Source organism: Vulcanimicrobium alpinum (assembly GCF_027923555.1).
Classification (GTDB): domain Bacteria; phylum Vulcanimicrobiota; class Vulcanimicrobiia; order Vulcanimicrobiales; family Vulcanimicrobiaceae; genus Vulcanimicrobium; species Vulcanimicrobium alpinum.
In genome coordinates, this window is record NZ_AP025523.1 from 2,705,872 (window position 1) to 2,723,151 (window position 17,280).

At 69.5% G+C, this 17,280-nt stretch carries 19 protein-coding genes and 1 pseudogene; 9 read left to right on the forward strand and 11 right to left on the reverse strand.

Annotated elements, in window-relative coordinates:
- Positions 1-5: 5 nt before the first annotated feature.
- Together WPS_RS13885 and WPS_RS13890 are read right to left on the reverse strand one after the other, a co-directional pair.
- A complete protein-coding gene (locus WPS_RS13885; protein WP_317995071.1) occupies positions 6-443 on the reverse strand; it encodes a uracil-DNA glycosylase family protein in 438 nt (145 codons plus the stop codon).
- 10 nt (positions 444-453) lie between these two features.
- A complete protein-coding gene (locus tag WPS_RS13890; RefSeq protein ID WP_317995072.1) occupies positions 454-2,118 on the reverse strand; it encodes a DEAD/DEAH box helicase in 1,665 nt (554 codons plus the stop codon).
- Positions 2,119-2,246: 128 nt separating this feature from the next.
- Between WPS_RS13890 and WPS_RS13895 the strand changes: the two genes are divergently transcribed.
- Positions 2,247-3,116: a lytic transglycosylase domain-containing protein gene (locus tag WPS_RS13895; protein ID WP_317995073.1), complete on the forward strand. Its 870-nt coding sequence runs from the start codon at positions 2,247-2,249 to the stop codon at positions 3,114-3,116.
- On the opposite strand, the gene WPS_RS13900 is transcribed toward WPS_RS13895, so the two are convergent.
- Positions 3,105-3,539, reverse strand: a complete 435-nt coding sequence (locus WPS_RS13900) for an SET domain-containing protein (RefSeq protein WP_317995074.1) — start codon at positions 3,537-3,539, stop codon at positions 3,105-3,107. The genes WPS_RS13895 and WPS_RS13900 overlap by 12 nt on opposite strands.
- A gap of 198 nt (positions 3,540-3,737) precedes the next feature.
- Between WPS_RS13900 and WPS_RS18260 the strand changes: the two are divergent.
- Together WPS_RS18260 and WPS_RS13910 are read left to right on the forward strand one after the other, a co-directional pair.
- Positions 3,738-4,286 (forward strand): annotated as a pseudogene (locus tag WPS_RS18260) (PP2C family protein-serine/threonine phosphatase); the annotation flags it as partial.
- Positions 4,287-4,443: 157 nt separating this feature from the next.
- The gene (locus tag WPS_RS13910; protein WP_317995076.1) at positions 4,444-5,070 is read left to right on the forward strand and encodes a Crp/Fnr family transcriptional regulator; all 627 of its coding nucleotides are present in this window, start codon (positions 4,444-4,446) and stop codon (positions 5,068-5,070) included.
- 11 nt (positions 5,071-5,081) lie between these two features.
- Here WPS_RS13910 and WPS_RS13915 read toward each other — a convergent pair whose 3' ends face one another.
- Positions 5,082-6,374, reverse strand: a complete 1,293-nt coding sequence (locus WPS_RS13915) for a hypothetical protein (protein WP_317995077.1) — start codon at positions 6,372-6,374, stop codon at positions 5,082-5,084.
- A 200-nt stretch (positions 6,375-6,574) separates the two neighbouring features.
- Between WPS_RS13915 and WPS_RS13920 the strand changes: the two genes are divergently transcribed.
- A complete protein-coding gene (locus WPS_RS13920; protein ID WP_317995078.1) occupies positions 6,575-7,078 on the forward strand; it encodes a beta-class carbonic anhydrase in 504 nt (167 codons plus the stop codon).
- 2 nt (positions 7,079-7,080) lie between these two features.
- A complete protein-coding gene (locus tag WPS_RS13925; RefSeq protein ID WP_317997553.1) occupies positions 7,081-8,061 on the forward strand; it encodes a zinc-binding alcohol dehydrogenase family protein in 981 nt (326 codons plus the stop codon).
- Positions 8,062-8,080: 19 nt separating this feature from the next.
- On the opposite strand, the gene WPS_RS13930 is transcribed toward WPS_RS13925, so the two are convergent.
- The 3 genes from WPS_RS13930 to WPS_RS13940 all read right to left on the reverse strand — a co-directional run bounded on the left by WPS_RS13930 (position 8,081) and on the right by WPS_RS13940 (position 10,309).
- Entirely contained in the window at positions 8,081-8,716 is a 636-nt protein-coding gene (locus WPS_RS13930) for a hypothetical protein (RefSeq protein WP_317995079.1), read from the reverse strand.
- A gap of 206 nt (positions 8,717-8,922) precedes the next feature.
- Entirely contained in the window at positions 8,923-9,606 is a 684-nt protein-coding gene (locus WPS_RS13935; RefSeq protein WP_317995080.1) for a dienelactone hydrolase family protein, read from the reverse strand.
- A 13-nt stretch (positions 9,607-9,619) separates the two neighbouring features.
- The gene (locus WPS_RS13940; protein WP_317995081.1) at positions 9,620-10,309 is read right to left on the reverse strand and encodes a phosphoribosyltransferase; all 690 of its coding nucleotides are present in this window, start codon (positions 10,307-10,309) and stop codon (positions 9,620-9,622) included.
- Positions 10,310-10,427: 118 nt separating this feature from the next.
- On the opposite strand from WPS_RS13940, the gene WPS_RS13945 reads away from it, so the two are divergent.
- Together WPS_RS13945 and WPS_RS13950 are read left to right on the forward strand one after the other, a co-directional pair.
- Positions 10,428-10,592 (forward strand): hypothetical protein, encoded by a 165-nt coding sequence (locus tag WPS_RS13945; RefSeq protein ID WP_317995082.1) that lies wholly within the window; start codon positions 10,428-10,430, stop codon positions 10,590-10,592.
- Positions 10,593-10,609: 17 nt separating this feature from the next.
- The gene (locus tag WPS_RS13950) at positions 10,610-11,242 is read left to right on the forward strand and encodes a COG4705 family protein (RefSeq protein WP_317995083.1); all 633 of its coding nucleotides are present in this window, start codon (positions 10,610-10,612) and stop codon (positions 11,240-11,242) included.
- 5 nt (positions 11,243-11,247) lie between these two features.
- Here WPS_RS13950 and WPS_RS13955 read toward each other — a convergent pair whose 3' ends face one another.
- The 3 genes from WPS_RS13955 to araD form a co-directional block, all read right to left on the reverse strand.
- Positions 11,248-11,544, reverse strand: a complete 297-nt coding sequence (locus tag WPS_RS13955; RefSeq protein WP_317995084.1) for a hypothetical protein — start codon at positions 11,542-11,544, stop codon at positions 11,248-11,250.
- 127 nt (positions 11,545-11,671) lie between these two features.
- Entirely contained in the window at positions 11,672-12,682 is a 1,011-nt protein-coding gene (locus tag WPS_RS13960; protein ID WP_317995085.1) for an extracellular catalytic domain type 2 short-chain-length polyhydroxyalkanoate depolymerase, read from the reverse strand.
- A 217-nt stretch (positions 12,683-12,899) separates the two neighbouring features.
- Positions 12,900-14,681 carry an L-arabinonate dehydratase gene (araD, locus tag WPS_RS13965; protein ID WP_405054893.1) on the reverse strand — a complete coding sequence of 594 codons (1,782 nt, stop codon included), beginning with the start codon at positions 14,679-14,681 and terminating at the stop codon, positions 12,900-12,902.
- A 163-nt stretch (positions 14,682-14,844) separates the two neighbouring features.
- Between araD and WPS_RS13970 the strand changes: the two genes are divergently transcribed.
- Both WPS_RS13970 and WPS_RS13975 read left to right on the forward strand, forming a co-directional pair.
- Positions 14,845-14,991 (forward strand): hypothetical protein, encoded by a 147-nt coding sequence (locus tag WPS_RS13970; RefSeq protein WP_317995087.1) that lies wholly within the window; start codon positions 14,845-14,847, stop codon positions 14,989-14,991.
- The gene (locus tag WPS_RS13975; RefSeq protein ID WP_317995088.1) at positions 14,988-15,116 is read left to right on the forward strand and encodes a hypothetical protein; all 129 of its coding nucleotides are present in this window, start codon (positions 14,988-14,990) and stop codon (positions 15,114-15,116) included. Before WPS_RS13970 ends, WPS_RS13975 begins: the two co-directional genes overlap by 4 nt.
- On the opposite strand, the gene WPS_RS13980 is transcribed toward WPS_RS13975, so the two are convergent.
- Entirely contained in the window at positions 15,097-17,256 is a 2,160-nt protein-coding gene (locus tag WPS_RS13980) for a hypothetical protein (protein ID WP_317995089.1), read from the reverse strand. The genes WPS_RS13975 and WPS_RS13980 overlap by 20 nt on opposite strands.
- Positions 17,257-17,280: the final 24 nt, after the last annotated feature.

Sequence of the window (17,280 nt, forward strand, 5' to 3'; positions counted from 1 at the left end):
GGAATCTAGGCGTCCCGCATCAGCCGGGCGACGATCTTCAAATCGTCGACGAACGCCGAAAGCTCGACACGGCGAGCGGCATGGACGGTCGCTACCACGCGCTCGGCGTGCGGTGCGGAGACGAGTTCGCGATGCGCGGTGACGCGGAACGACGGTCCCAGCAATGCCTGCGCCGCAGTCGCTCCCAGCGCGACGACGAGCCGCGGCCGCACCACCTCGATCTCGGCGACGAGCCTCGGCTCGCACGCGCGCACTTTAATGCGTTTCGGCGACGCGTGGATGCGTCGCTTCCCGCGCTCGACGAATTTAAAATGCTTGACCGCGTTGGTGATGTAGACGTGCGCCGGATCGATCGCGGCCTCGCGCATCGCGTCGCGCAGCAGGTTCCCGGCGGGACCGACGAAGGGATGGCCTTGCCGGTCTTCGCTGCGGTATTGCAGCAAACGAACCCGCTCAGCCGAACCGTTCGCGGCGCGGCCGCATCGGTTTGCCGCGGATCGTCGTCTGCCGCAGGGCGCGGATGATCGCGTCGGCCGCATCCGAGGGGACTTCGACCAGCGAGAAGCGGTCGGCGATCTCGATCGCGCCGATCGCTCGGGCGTCGATGCGCGCTTCGTTGGTGATCGCGCCGACGAGATCCGCCGGACGGATCCCGGCGTTGCGGCCGAGGCCGACGTACAGCCGCTCGACGCCGGCTTTCGGCGGCGGAGGCCGCCGCTTCGCGGCCTGACGCGCCGGCGGGATCGGCGGAGGCGGCGGGATGTGGACGATCTCCTCGTCATCCTGCGCGCCGTCGCGCGCGTCGAGCGCGAGTTTGACCGCGGCCGCCGCGACGTCGAAGACGTCGTGCTCGGCCGCGAGCGCCTCGACGAGCGGCCGGAACCGTTCGAGATCGCCCTCGGCGAGCGTCGTTTCGAGCGCGTCGCGTGTGTGCTCGAGCCGGCGCGCGCGCATCTCGTGCACCGTGGGAACGCTCTCGGTGACGATGCGGCGCTTCGTCGTCTGCTCGATGTTGCGCAGCAGGCGGTGCTCTCGCGCTTCGACCAGCGTGATCGCGACGCCGGCCCGTCCGGCACGTCCCGTGCGCCCGATGCGATGGACGTAGGCGTCGGGCGAGGCAGGCAGATCGAAGTTTACGACGTGCGAGACGTGTTCGATGTCGAGACCGCGCGCAGCGACGTCGGTCGCGACCAGCACGTCGCTGGTGTTATCGCGGAAGCGGCGCAGCACGCGGTCGCGCTGTTCCTGCGTGAGGCCGCCGTGCAGCGCCTCGGCGCCGAGCCCGCGCGCGGCGAGGGTCTCGGTGAGTTCGTCGACCTCGGTGCGCATGCGGCAGAACACGATCGCCGACGTCGGATCTTCCATGTCGAGGATGCGCGCGAGCGCGGCGACCTTGTCCGCACGCCGCACCACGTACGCGACCTCGCGCACGCGCGGCCCTTCGCCGGCGGGCTGCACTTCGTCGACGATCGTCACGTGCTCGGGATCGCGCTGATGGCGCTGCGCGATCGCGAGGATGCGCCGCGCCATCGTCGCGGAGAACAGCGCGGTCTGCCGCTCCGCCGGAACGGCGGCGAAGAGCGCTTCGAGATCCTCGGCAAACCCGAGATCGAGCATTTCGTCGGCTTCGTCGAGCACGACGACGTCGACGGCGCGCAGGTCGAGCGTGCCGCGGCGGACGTGGTCGAGCGCACGGCCCGGCGTGGCGACGACGACGTCGACGCCGCGCTGCAGCGCGCGCAGCTGCTGCTGCAGCGACTGTCCGCCGTAGATCGGGAGCACCGCGACGCCGAGCGCGCGCCCGTATTTGTGCACCGCTTCGGCGACCTGCATCGCCAGTTCGCGCGTCGGCACCAGGACGAGTGCGCGCACCGCGCCGGCCGGCTCGCCGCCGCGGCGTGCGACGCGCTGGAGGAGCGGCAACGCGAACGCCGCCGTCTTCCCGGTCCCGGTCGCCGCTTGGCCGAGGACGTCGCGGCCGGCGAGCAGCGGCGGGATCGCGGCGCGCTGGATCGCCGTCGGCTCCTCGTAGCCCAGGCCATTCACGGCCGCGACCAGCGCCGGCTCGATCCCGAGCGCCCCGAACCCGTCGCCCTCTGCCGTCGTGCCGCTATCCATCCCGGTCGAACGTCGCCGGTCCGGCCGGGCGATCCCTGCGCGCGAAGGCGCGATCGTGTGTGCAGCCTCACGGTGCCTGCAAAACACTCAAGTAAGCGCCCTGCCGCGACGACCATGAGAACACTCCGATGCTGTCGCTCACCGGTCGTCTGCGCGTAAGTGCGGCGGCCGTCGCCGTCGTTCTCCCGGTCGCCGCCGGCATCTGCGCGGCCGCGAGCCCGCGCGACGAGATTCTCGTCTCGCGCTACGCGACCGTGCTGGCCGAGCAGAACACGCGGCTGACCGCTCCGGCCGGGCGCGAACTGGCCCAGCGGGTGCTTCTCCTCACGTCCTATTATCGGATCGATCCGCGACTGCTCGTCGCCCTCGTCACGACGGAGTCGTCGTGGCACTCGCACGCGGTCTCGCCCTCCGGCGCGATCGGCTTCGGTCAACTGATGCCCGGGACAGCGGCGACGCTCGACGTCGATGCGCTCGAACCGTACGAAAACCTCGACGGCACCGCACGCTACTTGCGCCGCATGCTCAACCGTTACGCCGGGCGCGATCAGCGCACGCAGATGCGGCTCGCGATCGCGTCGTACAACGCCGGTCCGGCGGCCGTCGCGCGGTATCACGGCGTCCCGCCGTATCGCGAGACGCAGCGCTACGTGCAGACGGTGATGCAGCGCTGGGAGCGCCTCGTCGCGCTCGTCGGCGCGCCGGCTCCCGGCGCCGCGCCGCCTGCTGCGTCGAATGCGATCCGCGTCGCGCACACGCTGCGGCGCGCGCACGGCGCGCTCGCCGCGGTCTCGCAGGCATACCGCTCGCCGTATCTCGACGCCCTCGATCCGAACAGCGTCCCGCTCGCAGCAACGCCGCCGCCGGTGCGGCTCGAACGCTCGCACTCGTTCGTCGCCCGTCTTTTCGGGTTGCGTCATCGGGCCGCCGACGCCGCGCCGGCTGCCGCACCACCGGCCGCGCCGGCGCTTTCTGCAACGACGCGTTCACCCGGCTGAACGCCGCCGCAAGCGGTTGATCGTGCCGCGGCAGTCGGGTGCGCCGCAGGTGCAGCGCTTGCGGTCGGAGTGCATCGTCGCAACGTAGTCGATCGTGATCTCGTCGCCCGGCCGCAGATCGCGCAAGGCGAATACGAGCAGATGGCCGCGCACGGTCCGCATGAACGCCGTGGGGCTGCACGAGTGGTTGATGTAGTGCGTGCCGTTGCCGCCGCGGCTGCCATCGATGCTGTAGCGACCGTCGAGCCCGCTGATGCGCAGCACGCGGCGCCGGCCGCGCCGTTCCGCCTCGGCGTTGGTGATTTTCTCACCGGTGTATTCGGCGATCTTCTTCCAGCGCGCGAACCGGCGCGTCGCGAAGCAGCCGCGGCCATGAATCGGAGAAGCGGCGACGACCAGCCCGGGCGCAAGCGCGAAGCGCATCGCGACCGCGGTTCGCGAGCACCGCAGGAGCGGTCCTCGCGGTGTGCTGTTTTGAACTGACGGCGGGCCCTCGCCGCGGTATGCTGGCCATCCCCGGCTTGGCGGAGACGAGTTTCAATGCTTGCAGACCGAATCGGCTGCACCCACTTCGAGACGGCGCGGTTTCCCCTTCACGGCCTTCCCGTGTCGTCGTACAGCATGCCGGCCCTCCGCGGCGGCGACGGCGGAGACTGGTGCGAAGCCTTTGCCCTGCCGGATGACCGCATCGCTCTTTCGATCGGAGACGTGTCGGGCCACGACCTCGCGGCGGCACTGCCGATGACGCGAATCCGCGCGATGATCCGGCGCGAGGCCGCGCTCGGGGCCGCGCCTGCCGAGCTCCTCGCACGGGCCAACGCCGCACTCTGCCGAGATGAGAGCGCGCGCCACGCAACCGCGATCTTCGCGACCGTCGACCTCACGAATCGCGAACTCACGTTTGCCAACGCCGGACACCCAAAACCGCTGCTCGTGCGGCGTGGTGCGATCCGGCACTTGGGTGCCGGCGCCGGCGCCATGCCGTTCGGCGTCACCGAGGACCTCCAGCTGCGGTCGCACGTCGTGCCGCTGGAAGCGGAAACGCTGTTGATGCTCTACACCGACGGCGTCGTCGAATTCGACGAACGATCGCATTTCGGCCAAAGACGACTTCACTTCGCCGCTCGCCGGGCGCACGGCGCGGTCGGCGACGCCGCCAAGTACATCGCAGATCAACTGCGGTTACCGGCCCGCTTCCACGACGACGCTTCGGTTCTCGCGGTCCGCGTTCTCGGCAGCCCTGCCCCGTCGTACCGGGGAGGAAGCGGTCCGGAGTATCTGGCACCCTCTTTGCATGCGCAAGGCGGACGGCGCAAGCGCGGCGCGGGTGCCCGTTTCAGCGCTGGCGCGCTTCGGGGTCGGGCGTCCGGCGCGACAGTTCCAAGCAAATCAGCGGATCTTTTCGCAGGGCGATGCAGCGGATGCGGTTTTCTACGTGCGCCGCGGCAAAGTGAAGCTCACCGCGATGTCGTCACGCGGGAAAGAAGCGGTCATCGCCATGCTGGGCGTCGGCGAGTTCTTCGGTGAAGGCTGTCTGGCCGGTCAGCCGCTGCGCATGTCCACCGCGGAATCCCTCGAACCGTCCTCGCTCGTGCGCACCAAACGCGAAGATATGATCGCGATGCTGCGCTCCGACGCCGAATTCGGCGGCGTTTTCATCGCGCATCTGCTCTCGCGAAATATCCGGATCGAGGAAGATCTCGTCGATCAGCTCTTCAACTCCAGCGAGAAGCGCCTGGCGCGCATCCTGCTGCTCTTGGCCAATTTCGGCAAGGAAGGGCAGCCGGAGCCGGTCGTCGCGCAGATCAGTCAGGCGACGCTCGCAGACATGATCGGAACGACCCGTTCGCGCGTCAGTTTCTTCATGAACAAGTTCCGGCGGCTCGGTTTCATCGAATACAACGGCGGTCTGCACGTCCACAGTTCGCTGCTCAGCGTCGTCCTGCACGACTGAGCCGCCGGAGCCTAGCGCGAGCCGACGGTCGGAAACGCCGGCGTATTCGGGGAACAGCCGTCGGGTGCGCCGACCGGCGGCGTGTATGGTTGCGGCTGGGCCTCGGTAACGCCGAATTCGAGCGGATAGAACGAGCCGCCGTCGGTCATTGTCAGCGTCGTCGTCGCGCCGGTCGAATGCGGGGGCAACTGATAGGTGGCGATCCAGTACGGCTGGGAGACGCGCACGCACCCGATCTCTTTGAGCTGACCGTCGACGACGAAACTGCTGCGCACCGGTCCGCCCAGCGGCTTTTCGTAGAGATAGACCCGATGCGGATCGTCGGTCGGATTGGCGAGCGCGAACGTGATCCGGTGCAGAACGCCGTAGTCGCCGTAATCGTGCCCGTCGTCATTGGGATCGAGGTTGCGCGGCGTCGGCGTGCGCGCGCCGTACTGCACCGCCGCGGGCGGTCCGCCCACGGTGAACGCGCCGGCGATCGCGCCGTAGCTCGCGAGATCGAACACGCCGTGACGGCGGTGTCCGTCGTACGCGACGCGCGGCCCGTTCAAGAATTGATCGGGCCGTCCGCCGGCCGGCGAACCGATCACCGAAACGCCGACGCCGCCGCCGCTCACGACATGCAGGTCGAGGGACCCGGCCACGACTTCGCCCTGCAGCATCAGCGTGTGGCGCACGACCAGCGGCCTTCCCGGCTCGACGTCGACGACGACGCCTTCGTTCGCCTGCTGATAGCGCAGGAAATCCCGCGACACCGAGTGCCCGACGCTCATCACGTCGAGATCGGGGCCCGAGCTCGACGCGATCATCTGCACGCGTGACGGAACGCTCGCGGTGAGCACGACGTCGAGATCGCGCGGCACCCCGACGTCGGAATGATAGTAGTAAAGTCGCGCCGGGCGTTCGATCGCGACGGTATTGTGAAAGACGAGTCCCTCGCTCTGGAAATATTCCGGATCATCGCTGAGGAACAGGACGGCCGGCGAGGCCGGCGCGACCGGGACGCTGTTGAGCGTAACGGTCGTCGTCGCGGTGACCGCGGCGCTCGGATCGTCGCCGGCGACGGAGACGGTGACGTTCACCGCGGCGCGCTGCCCCGGCGCGAGCGGCAGCAGCGGCCACGGAACGACCGGTCCGTAACGGATCGACGCGCCGGGGCGCAGCGTCGGCCGGATTCGGCGGTCGAGCGCGTCGCGGATCTGCGCGTCGAGAAAGAGCCCGTCCGCAGCCGGCGAGCCGGTGACGTCGACCGAGAGCGCGGAGGGGATGACGCCCGCCGGCGCAGGCGCCGCGACGGATTCCACCGCCGGTGGCGGCGGAGGCTGCTGCGCGTACGCGGGGCGAGAGACGAACGCGAGAAGGACGGAGACCAGCAAGACGAACGGCTTGCTCGCGTGAACGCGACGACGCAAGGGCATGCGGTCGCTACGTTTCGTCGGTAGAATTCGCTTTTCCGGTGCGCCGGCGAAGGAGTGAGCCGTGACGGAGTCAAGCTAGGGAGCCGATGGCAGGGACGGAAATCGACGAACTTGTGCGCAACGCGCACGACCACGAGGCGGACTTTCCGGGGATGCGTGCCGTCGTGCCGGCTCGGCACGTCGCGATTGTCACCTGCATGGATTCGCGCATCGACAACTTCGCGATCTTCGGCTTGGAGAGCGGCGAGGCGCACATCATCCGCAACGCGGGCGGCCTGATCACCGACGACGTTCTGCGGTCGCTCGTGGTGTCGCAGCGGGTGCTGCAGACGCGCGAGGTCGTGCTCGTCCACCACACTAACTGCGGCCTGCACAACGCCGACGAAGAGGCGATGCGCGCCGCGATCCGCAGCGAAACGGGCGCCGAGCCGCCTTATCGGTTCGGCGCGTTCACCGACTTGGACGAGGCCGTGCGCCGCGCGATCGCGTTAGTGCGCGAACACCCGTTTTTGCCACACCGCGACCGCGTGCGCGGCTTCGTCTACGACGTGCACACGGGACATCTGCGCGAGGTCGCGCCGGGCACGTGACGATGCGCGCCGCGGTGTACGACGCATCGCGGCACGCGCTCGACGTCGTCGAGCGCGACGTCCCGGCCCCGCAGCCGGGCGAACTGCTGCTGCGGGTCCGCGCCTGCGGCGTGTGCCGGACAGATCTGCACATCGTCGACGCGGAGCTGCCCGCCCGCCTTCCGCACGTCGTCCCCGGCCACCAGATCGTCGGCGAGGTCGCCGGCGGTGCAACGCCGGAACGCCCGCTCGGGATGCGGGTCGGTGTCTCGTGGATCGCGTCGACGGACGGCACCTGTGCGTACTGCACGAGCGACCGCGAAAACCTCTGCGACGCGATCCGCTTCACCGGCTACGATCGCGACGGCGGCTTCGCGCAGTACGCGCTCGCTCGCGCCGACTTCACCTATCCGCTCGACAAGCGGCTCGTCGACGCGCACGCGGCGCCGCTTCTGTGCGCGGGGATCATCGGATTTCGCGCCCTGCGCGTCGCCGGTGTCGAGCGCGGCGAGCGGGTCGGCCTCTACGGGTTCGGTGCGTCGGCCCACTTGATGGTGCCGGTTCTGCGCGCGTGGGACTGTTCGGTCTACGTCGCGACACGCGGTGACGCGCACCGCGCGTTCGCACGGCGCCTCGGCGTCGACTGGACGGGAGACGCCGCGGATCGCCCGCCGCATGCGCTCGATCGCGCCGTCACCTTCGCACCGTCGGGCGACGTTGTCGTCGCCGCGCTGGGTGCGTTGCGCAAGGGCGGCGTCGTCGCGATCAACGCGATCCACCTCGACCGTATCCCGGCGTTCGATTACGACGCGCTGCTGTGGGGCGAGCGCCAGATACGTTCCGTCGCGAACATGACGCGCGACGACGCGCACGCTTTCCTCGATATGGCTGCCCGCATCGGTCTGCGCCCGCAGGCGACGGTGTATCCGCTGGACCGCGTCGCCGACGCGCTGGCGGCAATTCGGCTCGACGAGGTCGACGGTGCCGCGGTGATCGTGCCCTAAGCGTCAGGATCGCGTAAAACTACTTCGGCTTCGGGGGCATCGCGCCGAACACAACCGCGAGCAGCGACGACGCTTTCGCGTACCCTACCGGAATCGCGAATCGCGCTGCCGCCGGAACGCCGCGCGTGAACTCGTCGACCGCGTAGGAGAGCTTGGCGTGAAACGGCGCCGTGCCGGGCTCGACCGCGACGTCGAGCGTCATCGGAAACGCAGCGAAGTCATCGGCGAGCTGGGTCATCGCGGTGAGATGCGAGACCGCCGGATCGCCGGCGTCCTTGACATTGAGATCGAGGGCGAGGCCGGTCGTCGCAACGCCGATCGTCGTCGTGTGTCCGATGAGGTGCAGCGAGAGATCGAGCACTTCGAGCCGCTTGAACGGCGAAACGGGATTCGGCGGACGCGGGCTCGCCCCGGCGGAAGGCGACGGGCTCGGCGCCGGCGACGGGCTCGCGCTGGTGCCGAGCCGCACGGAGAACGGCTGGACGTAATAGGTCTTCGCCGTGTCGTTCCACACCGTGAGGGTGCTCGCGCGGCGATCGACGACGAGCGTCAGGCTCAGCGGCGGCACCGCTGTCGCATCGGTCTTGAACGCGAGCAGATCGATGCGCGTGAGGTCGCCGCGCTGGGCGATCCCGAACTGCGCGGTGCCGCTCATCGCGGTACTCTGCGCGGTCCCGGAGACGCTCGCATGCGCGCGCGCCGAGAACGCGATCGGACTCGGTACGGGCGAGGGCGATGGCGCGGCCGACACGGGTTGCCGCGGGACGCCCACGCAGGCCACGCACGCGGCCAGGATCATGCCGATCCGGCGACACCGCACGACGCTCGTCATGCGCTCGCTCGTTGAAGTTCGAGGCGGCGTTACCTTTCGCCGATCGGTCCGAGATGACGGGCGAGCCAGTCTCGCGCCACCCGCGCCGCCTCGTCCAGGGCTCCCGGCTCCTCAGAGAGATGCGTCGCGCCGGCGACGACCGCGAGTTCGGCTTCCGCGTTGCGCAGGCGCTGGAGCGCGGCGCGGTTGTATTCGAGCACGTCGGTGTCGGCGCCGCCGACGATCAGCAGGGTCGGTGCGTCCACGCGCGAGAGCGTCGCCGGCGAGATCGGGACGCCCGCCCCGCGAGACGATCGCGGCGATCGTGCGCGGCCGGCGCGCCGCCGCGACAGCGCCGCCGCCGCGCCGGTGCTCGCGCCGAAGTACGTGACCGGCAGCGTCGCGGTCTCGCGCCAATGCAGGGCGGCATCGGTCGCGAGCGCGAGGCGTTCGGCGAGCAGTTCGATGTCGAAAAGGAACTGCGAAGTGCGGCGGTCGGCGTTTTCTTCGCGCCCCGTGAGCAGGTCCAGAACGAGCGTCGCGAGCGCCGCGCGATCGAGGACGTCGGCGACGAGGCGTTTGCGCGGACTGAGCCGGCTGCTCCCGCTGCCGTGCGCGAAGATCACCAGACCGCGCGCGCCGAGCGGGACGCGCAGGGTTGCGAGCATCCCGTCGTCCGTCGGCAGGGCGATACGCACGACGCGCTCGACGGAGGCCTCCGGGCGGGCGTGCATCGCTACCGATCGCTCACGACGCGCGGCTCAGCGAGGCGCGGGCGAGCAAGTCACGGACCTCCTCGTCGCCGACTTGCGAGAAGTCATCGTACCAGGCGCCGACGCCGCCGAACGGTTCGGGCGTGCCGCGGCAGATCACGTCGTCGGCGTGCGTACGCAGCATCGCGCACGTATCGGCCGGAGCCACCGGGACCGCGACGACGACGCGCTCCGGATCTTTCTGCCGCAACGCGCTGATCGCGGCGAGCATCGACGCACCGGTGGCGAGCCCGTCGTCGACCAGGATGACGGTCTTTCCGGCGAGCTCGGGGAACGCGCGGTGGTCGCGGTACAGACGTTCCCGGCGTTCGAGCTCTTTGCGTTCGCGTTCAGCGACGCGGACGACGGCCCCGTGCGGAATCCGCAGCGCATCGATGACGTCGGGGTTCAGGACGAACGCTCCGCCGCTCCCGATCGCACCCATCGCGAGTTCTTCCTGTTCGGGGACACCGAGCTTGCGCACGGTGAAGATGTCGAGCGGAGCGCCGAGCGCCGCCGCGACCTCGTAGGCGACCGGCACGCCGCCGCGCGGAAGGCCGAGAACCACGACATCCCGCCGGCCGGCGAACCGGCGCATCAGCGCGGCGAGCGAGCGGCCCGCCGCGCGCCGGTCGACGAATGTTTCCGGCTGCGCCTCGTCGAGGTCGCGATCACCGTCCTGCATGTCTGGCTCCTCTCGCGGCTTCTACCATACCGGCCGCCTCAGAACGTGCCGTGAACGCAGCCGAAGCGCGTTTGCTTTCCGAGAGATCGGGGCCAAGTCGGGGTACCTGAGTGCTTCCATGTCTTTTACCGCCTCGCACCCGGACACGATGATCGGCAGCCGCTCGCCGATGCAGAACAAGGTTCCGCAGGTCACGATCTTCTTCTGGATCATCAAGATCCTTGCCACGACGGTCGGGAGACCGCCGCCGATTTCCTCGCAACGAGGCTGCACCTCGGCCTGATCGCCACGGCGTGCATCATGACCGGACTGTTCGTCGCCGTGCTCGCCGTCCAACTGCGCGGGAGCCGCTACGTTCCCGCGATCTACTGGACCGTCGTCGTGCTGATCAGCGTCGTCGGGACCCTGCTCTCCGATACGCTCGTCGACAAACTCGGCGTCGGTCTTCGCACCAGCTCCCTCGTCTTCGCCGCCGGACTTGCCCTGGTGTTTCTCGCCTGGTGGCTCAGCGAACGAAACCTCTCGGTCCACAGCATCACGACGACGCGCCGCGAACTGTTCTACTGCGGCGCGATCCTGCTGACGTTTGCGTCCGGGACCTCGACCGGCGATCTGGTGGGCGAGTCGTTCGGTCTAGGCTACGGCATCTCCGCGCTGGTGTTCGCGGGACTCATCGCGCTCACCGCGCTGGCGTATTACGCGTTCAAGGTGAACGGCGTGCTGGCGTTCTGGATCGCGTACATCCTCACCCGGCCGCTCGGCGCGTCGATGGGCGATTTGCTCGCGCAGTCGCCGAAAGACGGCGGGCTCGGGATCGGGACGACGCTGACCAGCGCAGTCTTTCTCGCGATCATCGTTGGGCTGGTGACGTATTTGTCGCGGACCGGGGCCGATGAAATCGCAGCGGCGCGCGCGGAGCGCCGCGCGGCCTGAACGCGCTAGGCGATGTCCGGATCGAGCACGAGCGACGCGGCGAGCACGTCGCGCGGCACCGGTGTGATTTGCCGCTCTTCGGTGATGTCGTCTTCGTAGAGACCGGGCCGTTCGCACGACGCGTCGCGTGAGCCGTCGCGCGGTGCCTCCTCCGGGACGCGCGCTTCATACACCGGCGCGGGGCGGTTGGCCGGCGACAAGCGCGCGGCCATCTCGCGGTAGAGGTCGCGGTTCGGTTCGGACAGCAGGCCGCTGACCCGAAAGACCGCGTCGCCGGAGAGCCGGATCCCCGTCCGCGGCATCCCGCGTGGCGCTGCACGAGGAGGTACGTCTCGATCCCGGTTGCATAGATCGCGAACTGATTCGACTGCGAGACCAGCTTGATCCCCACGAGGTCCGTTTGCGGGCGATGAACCTGGAAGCCGAGCGCTACGGGCGTCCGGTGATGCGCTGGACCATCGCGTAGACCGCGGACATCTGCGTCCCGGAGCGCAGCGAATAGTTCGGGTCGTCGTATCCCCACCAGTCCCAGCAGCCCTGCGGATTGTAGGCCGTCGGCGAACTCGACTTGATCGCATACGGATAGAGGACGACGATGCTGTTGCGATCGGCCCACTCATCGATTCCCGATTCGGTGATGAAGCGCAGCACGATATCGGCCTGCGTCTGCAGGCAGCCGTGCAAGGCAACGACCAGACCGCAGCGCGCGCCTTTGGCACAATTGTGCGGTACGAAGACGTAGCCAGTGTTGTCCATCGAGTTGCTCGCGCTCGCGCCGAATGCCGTCTGGTCGAACGGCAGGAGCGAACCCGAAAGCGTCCCTCCGTTGCGCGGCGAGAGCGATCCGAAGAACGCCTGCAGCCAGGTCTGCTCGGAGTCGTAGGCGCCCGCGGCGTTGCTGCAGCGCACCATGTACGGCGAAGCTTGCGTGCTGCACGCCAGCTCACCGTCGGGTGACTCCCAGCCGTGGCCAGCAGGATAGGTCTTGTCGTACGCGACGATGTGCGCACCGTAGCGGCGGTACTCGCTCGCGAGATCGTTCATCTCGAGCGGGCTGACGACCGTGTCGTTCGTCCCCGACCACAGATACACGGGTTGTCCGGCCAGATTGCTCGAAGCATCGATCGTCCCCGCCGCCGACTGCTGGTCCAGGTACTGTTCCGACGCGGCCAGCGTGCTCTGGTATAGCCCTTCGCCGCCGCACGCGGCGAGCGCGATCGTGAGGCTGTCTTCGGCGCAATGGTACACGCCGCCGGCGTAGATCGCAGCACCCTTGAACGTTCGCGAATGCGCGACGTGCATCTGCACGCCGAAGAAGCCGCCTGCCGAGATTCCGGCGACGAACACCTTCGCCGGATCGATGTCGTACGTCGCGAGCGACGCGGTACCGGCCGGCGAAAACGCGGCGGTCGACGGAGCCCGCGCTCCCGCCGACGGCATGCTCGCGGCGGAAGGGACCGCACCGGCACCGGATCCGCCCGAGCAGCCGGAGGCCGAGAGGGCCGCCGCAAGTGCAGCGATCGAAGCGTAGCGCGAACGATGCAACGTTGGTCCCTTTCCGCCGGCAACGGCAACCTGTTCATACCCGGCTTTCGCCGTTCGACTCATGAGGCCCGATCGGTACACGCTCCGCGCCGAGCGCGGGGCGGAACGACCCTCAGTGAATCTCGGGCTCCCGCGGCGCCGACGCAGCGAGCGCAACGTCAAAATCGCACCCGTCGTTCGCCTGCGAGACGTGCGCGGCGAACAGCACACCATAGCCGCTCGCCGCCCGCGGCGCGGGTGCGCGCCACGCGGCCCTGCGGCGCGCCAGCTCGGCCTCGTCGACGTCGAGATGCAGCCGCCGCGCCGCGACGTCGAGCTCGATGAAGTCGCCGGTGCGCACGTACGCGAGCGGGCCGCCGACGTACGCTTCCGGCGCGACGTGCAGGATGCAGGCGCCATAGGACGTGCCGCTCATCCGCGCATCGGAGATCCGCACCATGTCGCGCACTCCCGCGCGGACTAGCGGGAGCGGGATCGGCAGCATCCCCCATTCCGGCATCCCCGGACCGCCTTGCGGTCCGGCGTTTTTCAGCACGAGCACGTGGTCGGCGGTGACGTCGAGGTCCTCGCGTTCGACGGCCGCCGCCATCTCGTCGTAGCTCTCGAAGACGAGCGCGGGACCGCGATGGCGCAGCAGACGCCGATCGGCGGCCGATGATTTCATCACCGCGCCGTCCGGCGCGAGGTTGCCGCGCAGCACGACGGTGCCGCCCTCATCGGCGACGGGATCGGAGAGCGGACGGATCACCTCGTCGTTCCACACCTGCGCGCCGGCGACGTTCTCTCCCAGCGTGCAGCCGTTGACCGTCAGGCACGCGAGATCCAGCAGCGGTGAGAGCCGGTTTAGAAACGCGCGCGACCCGCCCGCATAAAAGAAGTCTTCCATCAGGAAGCGGCCCGACGGGCGGATGTCGGCGATCAGCGGAACCTCGCGCGCGATCTCGTCGAACCGGTCCAGCTGCAGCGGAATGCCCGCGCGGCGCGCGATCGCGAGCACGTGGATGATCGCGTTGGTCGAACCGCCCAACGCCTGCTCAGCGCGGATCGCGTTGTCGACGGCGGCGGCGCTGACGATCCGATCGGGGGTGCGATCCTCCCACACCATCTCGACGATGCAGCGTCCGGATTCGCTCGCCATGCGCGCGTGGCCGGAGTCGGGAGCGGGAATCGACGACGCGCCGGGCAACGTGAACCCTAGCGCTTCCGCTATCGCCATCATCGTGGCGGCGGTGCCCATCGTCATGCACGTCCCGAACGAACGCGCGATCCCGCCTTCGATCTCGTGCCAGTCGTCGTCCGTGATGCGGCCCGCGCGCAGTTCGTCCCAGTATTTCCACGTGTCGGAACCCGAGCCGAGGACGCCGCCGCGTAGCGTTCCGCGCAGCATCGGCCCCGCCGGGACGACGATCGCGGGGACGCGCGCCGAGATCGCGCCCATGAGCAGGCCCGGGATCGTCTTGTCGCAGCCGCCGAGCAGCACGGCACCGTCGATCGGCTGACTGCGGATGAGTTCTTCGGTCTCCATCGCGAGCAGATTGCGGTAGAGCATCGTCGTCGGCTTCATGAACGTTTCCGCGAGGCTGATCGCGGGAAGTTCCAGCGGAAATCCGCCGGCCTGCCACACGCCGCGCTTCACCTCGTCGGCGCGCGTCCGCAGGTGAGCGTGGCACGGGTTGATATCCGACCACGTGTTGACGATGCCGATCACCGGTTTGCCGGCGAAGTCTTCGCGATCGTAACCGATCTGTAGCAAACGCGAACGGTGGCCGAACGAGCGAAGGTTTTCAACCCCCAGCCAGCGGTGGCTGCGCAGTTCCTCCGCGCGCTTCGTCAACGCGGCGATCCCGTTACGGTCACGATCACGCGTCGTACGTCGGCCGTCATGGAACCTCATGCCCGCTGCCGCAGCAAGCCGATTGACTTTGCGGGCGTGCGGGCGTAGCCTCGGGCGACCTGGCGGGGTTACGCCCGCCGCGCGACGTGCCGTTCCCGACTAGGCACATCCAGCCTCGGTGGTACGAACGTACGGCCGTGAATGCAAGGTCAGAACGGTGCAGATGAAAGCACGCGTCGCAGCCGTCGTCGCCGGCGCCTCGACGATCGTCGAGATGAAGGCCGACGGCACGATGCGCGTCATCCGCAAGGGCACGACGCGAGCGGACCGACGGCGGGCAATCACCGGATCGCCACCGGACCGCACGTGATGATCGCCGGCCCGGACGCGGCGGCGCTGGCCGGGTATCCGAGCGGCCCGGATCCCGATACGGCGAAGCCTTATGTGATGTGGGCCGGCACGCCGTACGCCCACCTCATGATCCCGATGAAATAGCGGTCCGGGCAGACGTCAGGCGCGATCCCGCGGCGGCGTAGAACGCGATCGTCAGCGTCGCCGCGGCGAGCGCCGTCACGCCGGCAACCGGTTGAAGGAACCACGCCGGCAGCGAACACGCCGCGGCCCATGCGCCTACCGCTAGTCCGCGGCGCATCCCCGCGCGTCCGCCGCCCGCGTCTCCGCACGCGCCGAGCGCGAACGCGGGCAGGACGAACGACTGCACGATGACCGCGGCGAACCCCGCGGCTTCGAGCACGACGAACGGCGTCTGCAGCGCGCGCAGATGCTGCATCTCCGACGGCAGCAGCACCAGCGCATCGACCGACGCGAAGGCGACCGCGAGCGGCACGAGTGCGAAGCCGCGCGTACGCGGCGAAAGACGGGAACGCTCGCCCCCGCCGGTCGATGCGCCGTCGCCGTCGCGCGCCGCAACGACGCGATACGTGCACCAAGCCAGCACGAAGCTGATCGGGACGAGGACGACGACGCCCGCGAGCACGCCGTAGCAGCACAGCATCAGGCGCCGCAGCGCCGCCCGATCGAGGCCCAGCGATGAGGGTTCGGCGCGCATGCCCGCGGCCAGCAGCGTGCCGAAGAGCAGCGGGCCCAACGGCGCCAGCGAACGCAGAAACGAGGCGCTCAGCGGCAGAAACGAGAGCGGATTCGCGAACGCCGTGCCGGCGAACTCCGGCACGCGCATCCACTCGTCGCCCGCAACGAGCGGGAGCGGCAGCGCACACGCGCAGGCGGCGATCGCGACGAAGCCGAGCGCGGCGAGGCACACGGCGTTCGCCGCATCGGCAACGAGCTGTCCCGCGAGCGTCGCGCTGCGTACTGAGAGGTGCGCGACGCTGGACGCGAGCAGCGCGAGCACCGCACCGATCGCCGCGGGGACCAGCAGCAGGTTCACCAGCGGCGCGGGGAGCGCGCGCAGCGCGGGCACGAGCAGCAGCAGCTCGCCGTCGACGTCGGGCTGCGCCGAGATGCACGCGTCGAAAACGTCCGCCGCGACGGCGACCGCGATCAGCCGCCGCGCGATGCGCGCATACCGGGCGTTGCGCCCGCGCGCGAGCGCGAGATACGCGAACATCGGCAACGCTAGTTCGAACCCGTGCAGGAAGGCGAGAAAACGCGCCGCAACATGCGGCACGAACGCAAACACCGGCAGGCCGAGCCCGCGCCGCAGCGCGTCGATCGACGAGAACGGCGAGAACGCAAGCGAGACGACGACGGGCGCACGCACGGGAGACGTCGCTCGCTCCCAGATCGCGGTTGTGCCGTCCTCGCGAAGCGGGGCCGGCACCCGGTCGACCGTGCGGTAATCGGCAAGCTGCAAGCGCACGACATCGCGGGACCAGCGCCGCGCCGACGACGCCGTCGCCGCACCGTCGCTCGCAAGTTCGAGGTCGCCGCGAAGTGCCGGCAGATCGTCGAGCCCCACGTCGCGGTACCCCGACGAGGCGCGCACGACGACGTCGTCGCCGGCTCGCCCGACACGCGGCTGCACGCCGTGAAAGAACGCAGCGATCGAAGCGCGGTTCATGCGCGGGCCGTCGAAGACGTCCTCGACGAACGCGGCGAGATCACCGTGCCTTGCGAGCGCGGCGACCGCGCGATCCGATACCGCGAGCCGGACCGTGAAGGCGGCGGCGGCTTCGCGCTCCCGCACGGCCAGCGTGAGGATGCGCGCGTGGCGCGTCGCCACGCTTGCGGGCCGATCCGCCCGGCGATCCACCGGCGACGGCGGGTTGACGATGCGCAGTTCGTCGGCATGCGCACGTTCGAACGCCGCGTACCACAGGAATGTCCGGGCGACGACCGTGTTGCTGCCGTCGTCGAGCGCAACCCGCTCGAAGCGAACCCGACGCCCGTTCCAGGGAACGTATCCGGACGCTGCAGGTCGCCCATTCACGCGCAATTCGACGCGCGAGAACGGCGCCGCGTCGACAGCGAACGCGGCCCACGCGTGATGCGCGCGCCCGGCTGTCGCGTCGCGCTCGACGTGCAGGCGGGCGTAACCGGGATCGCGACCCGAGACCAACGCAAAGATCACCGCGGCGACGATGAGGAGAAGCGCCGCGACGCGCGCGCTGAGCGCCGGCGCTGCCGCAACGACCCGTTCAGCCGCGCCGTACATCAGGACTCAACCAAAGACATGCGT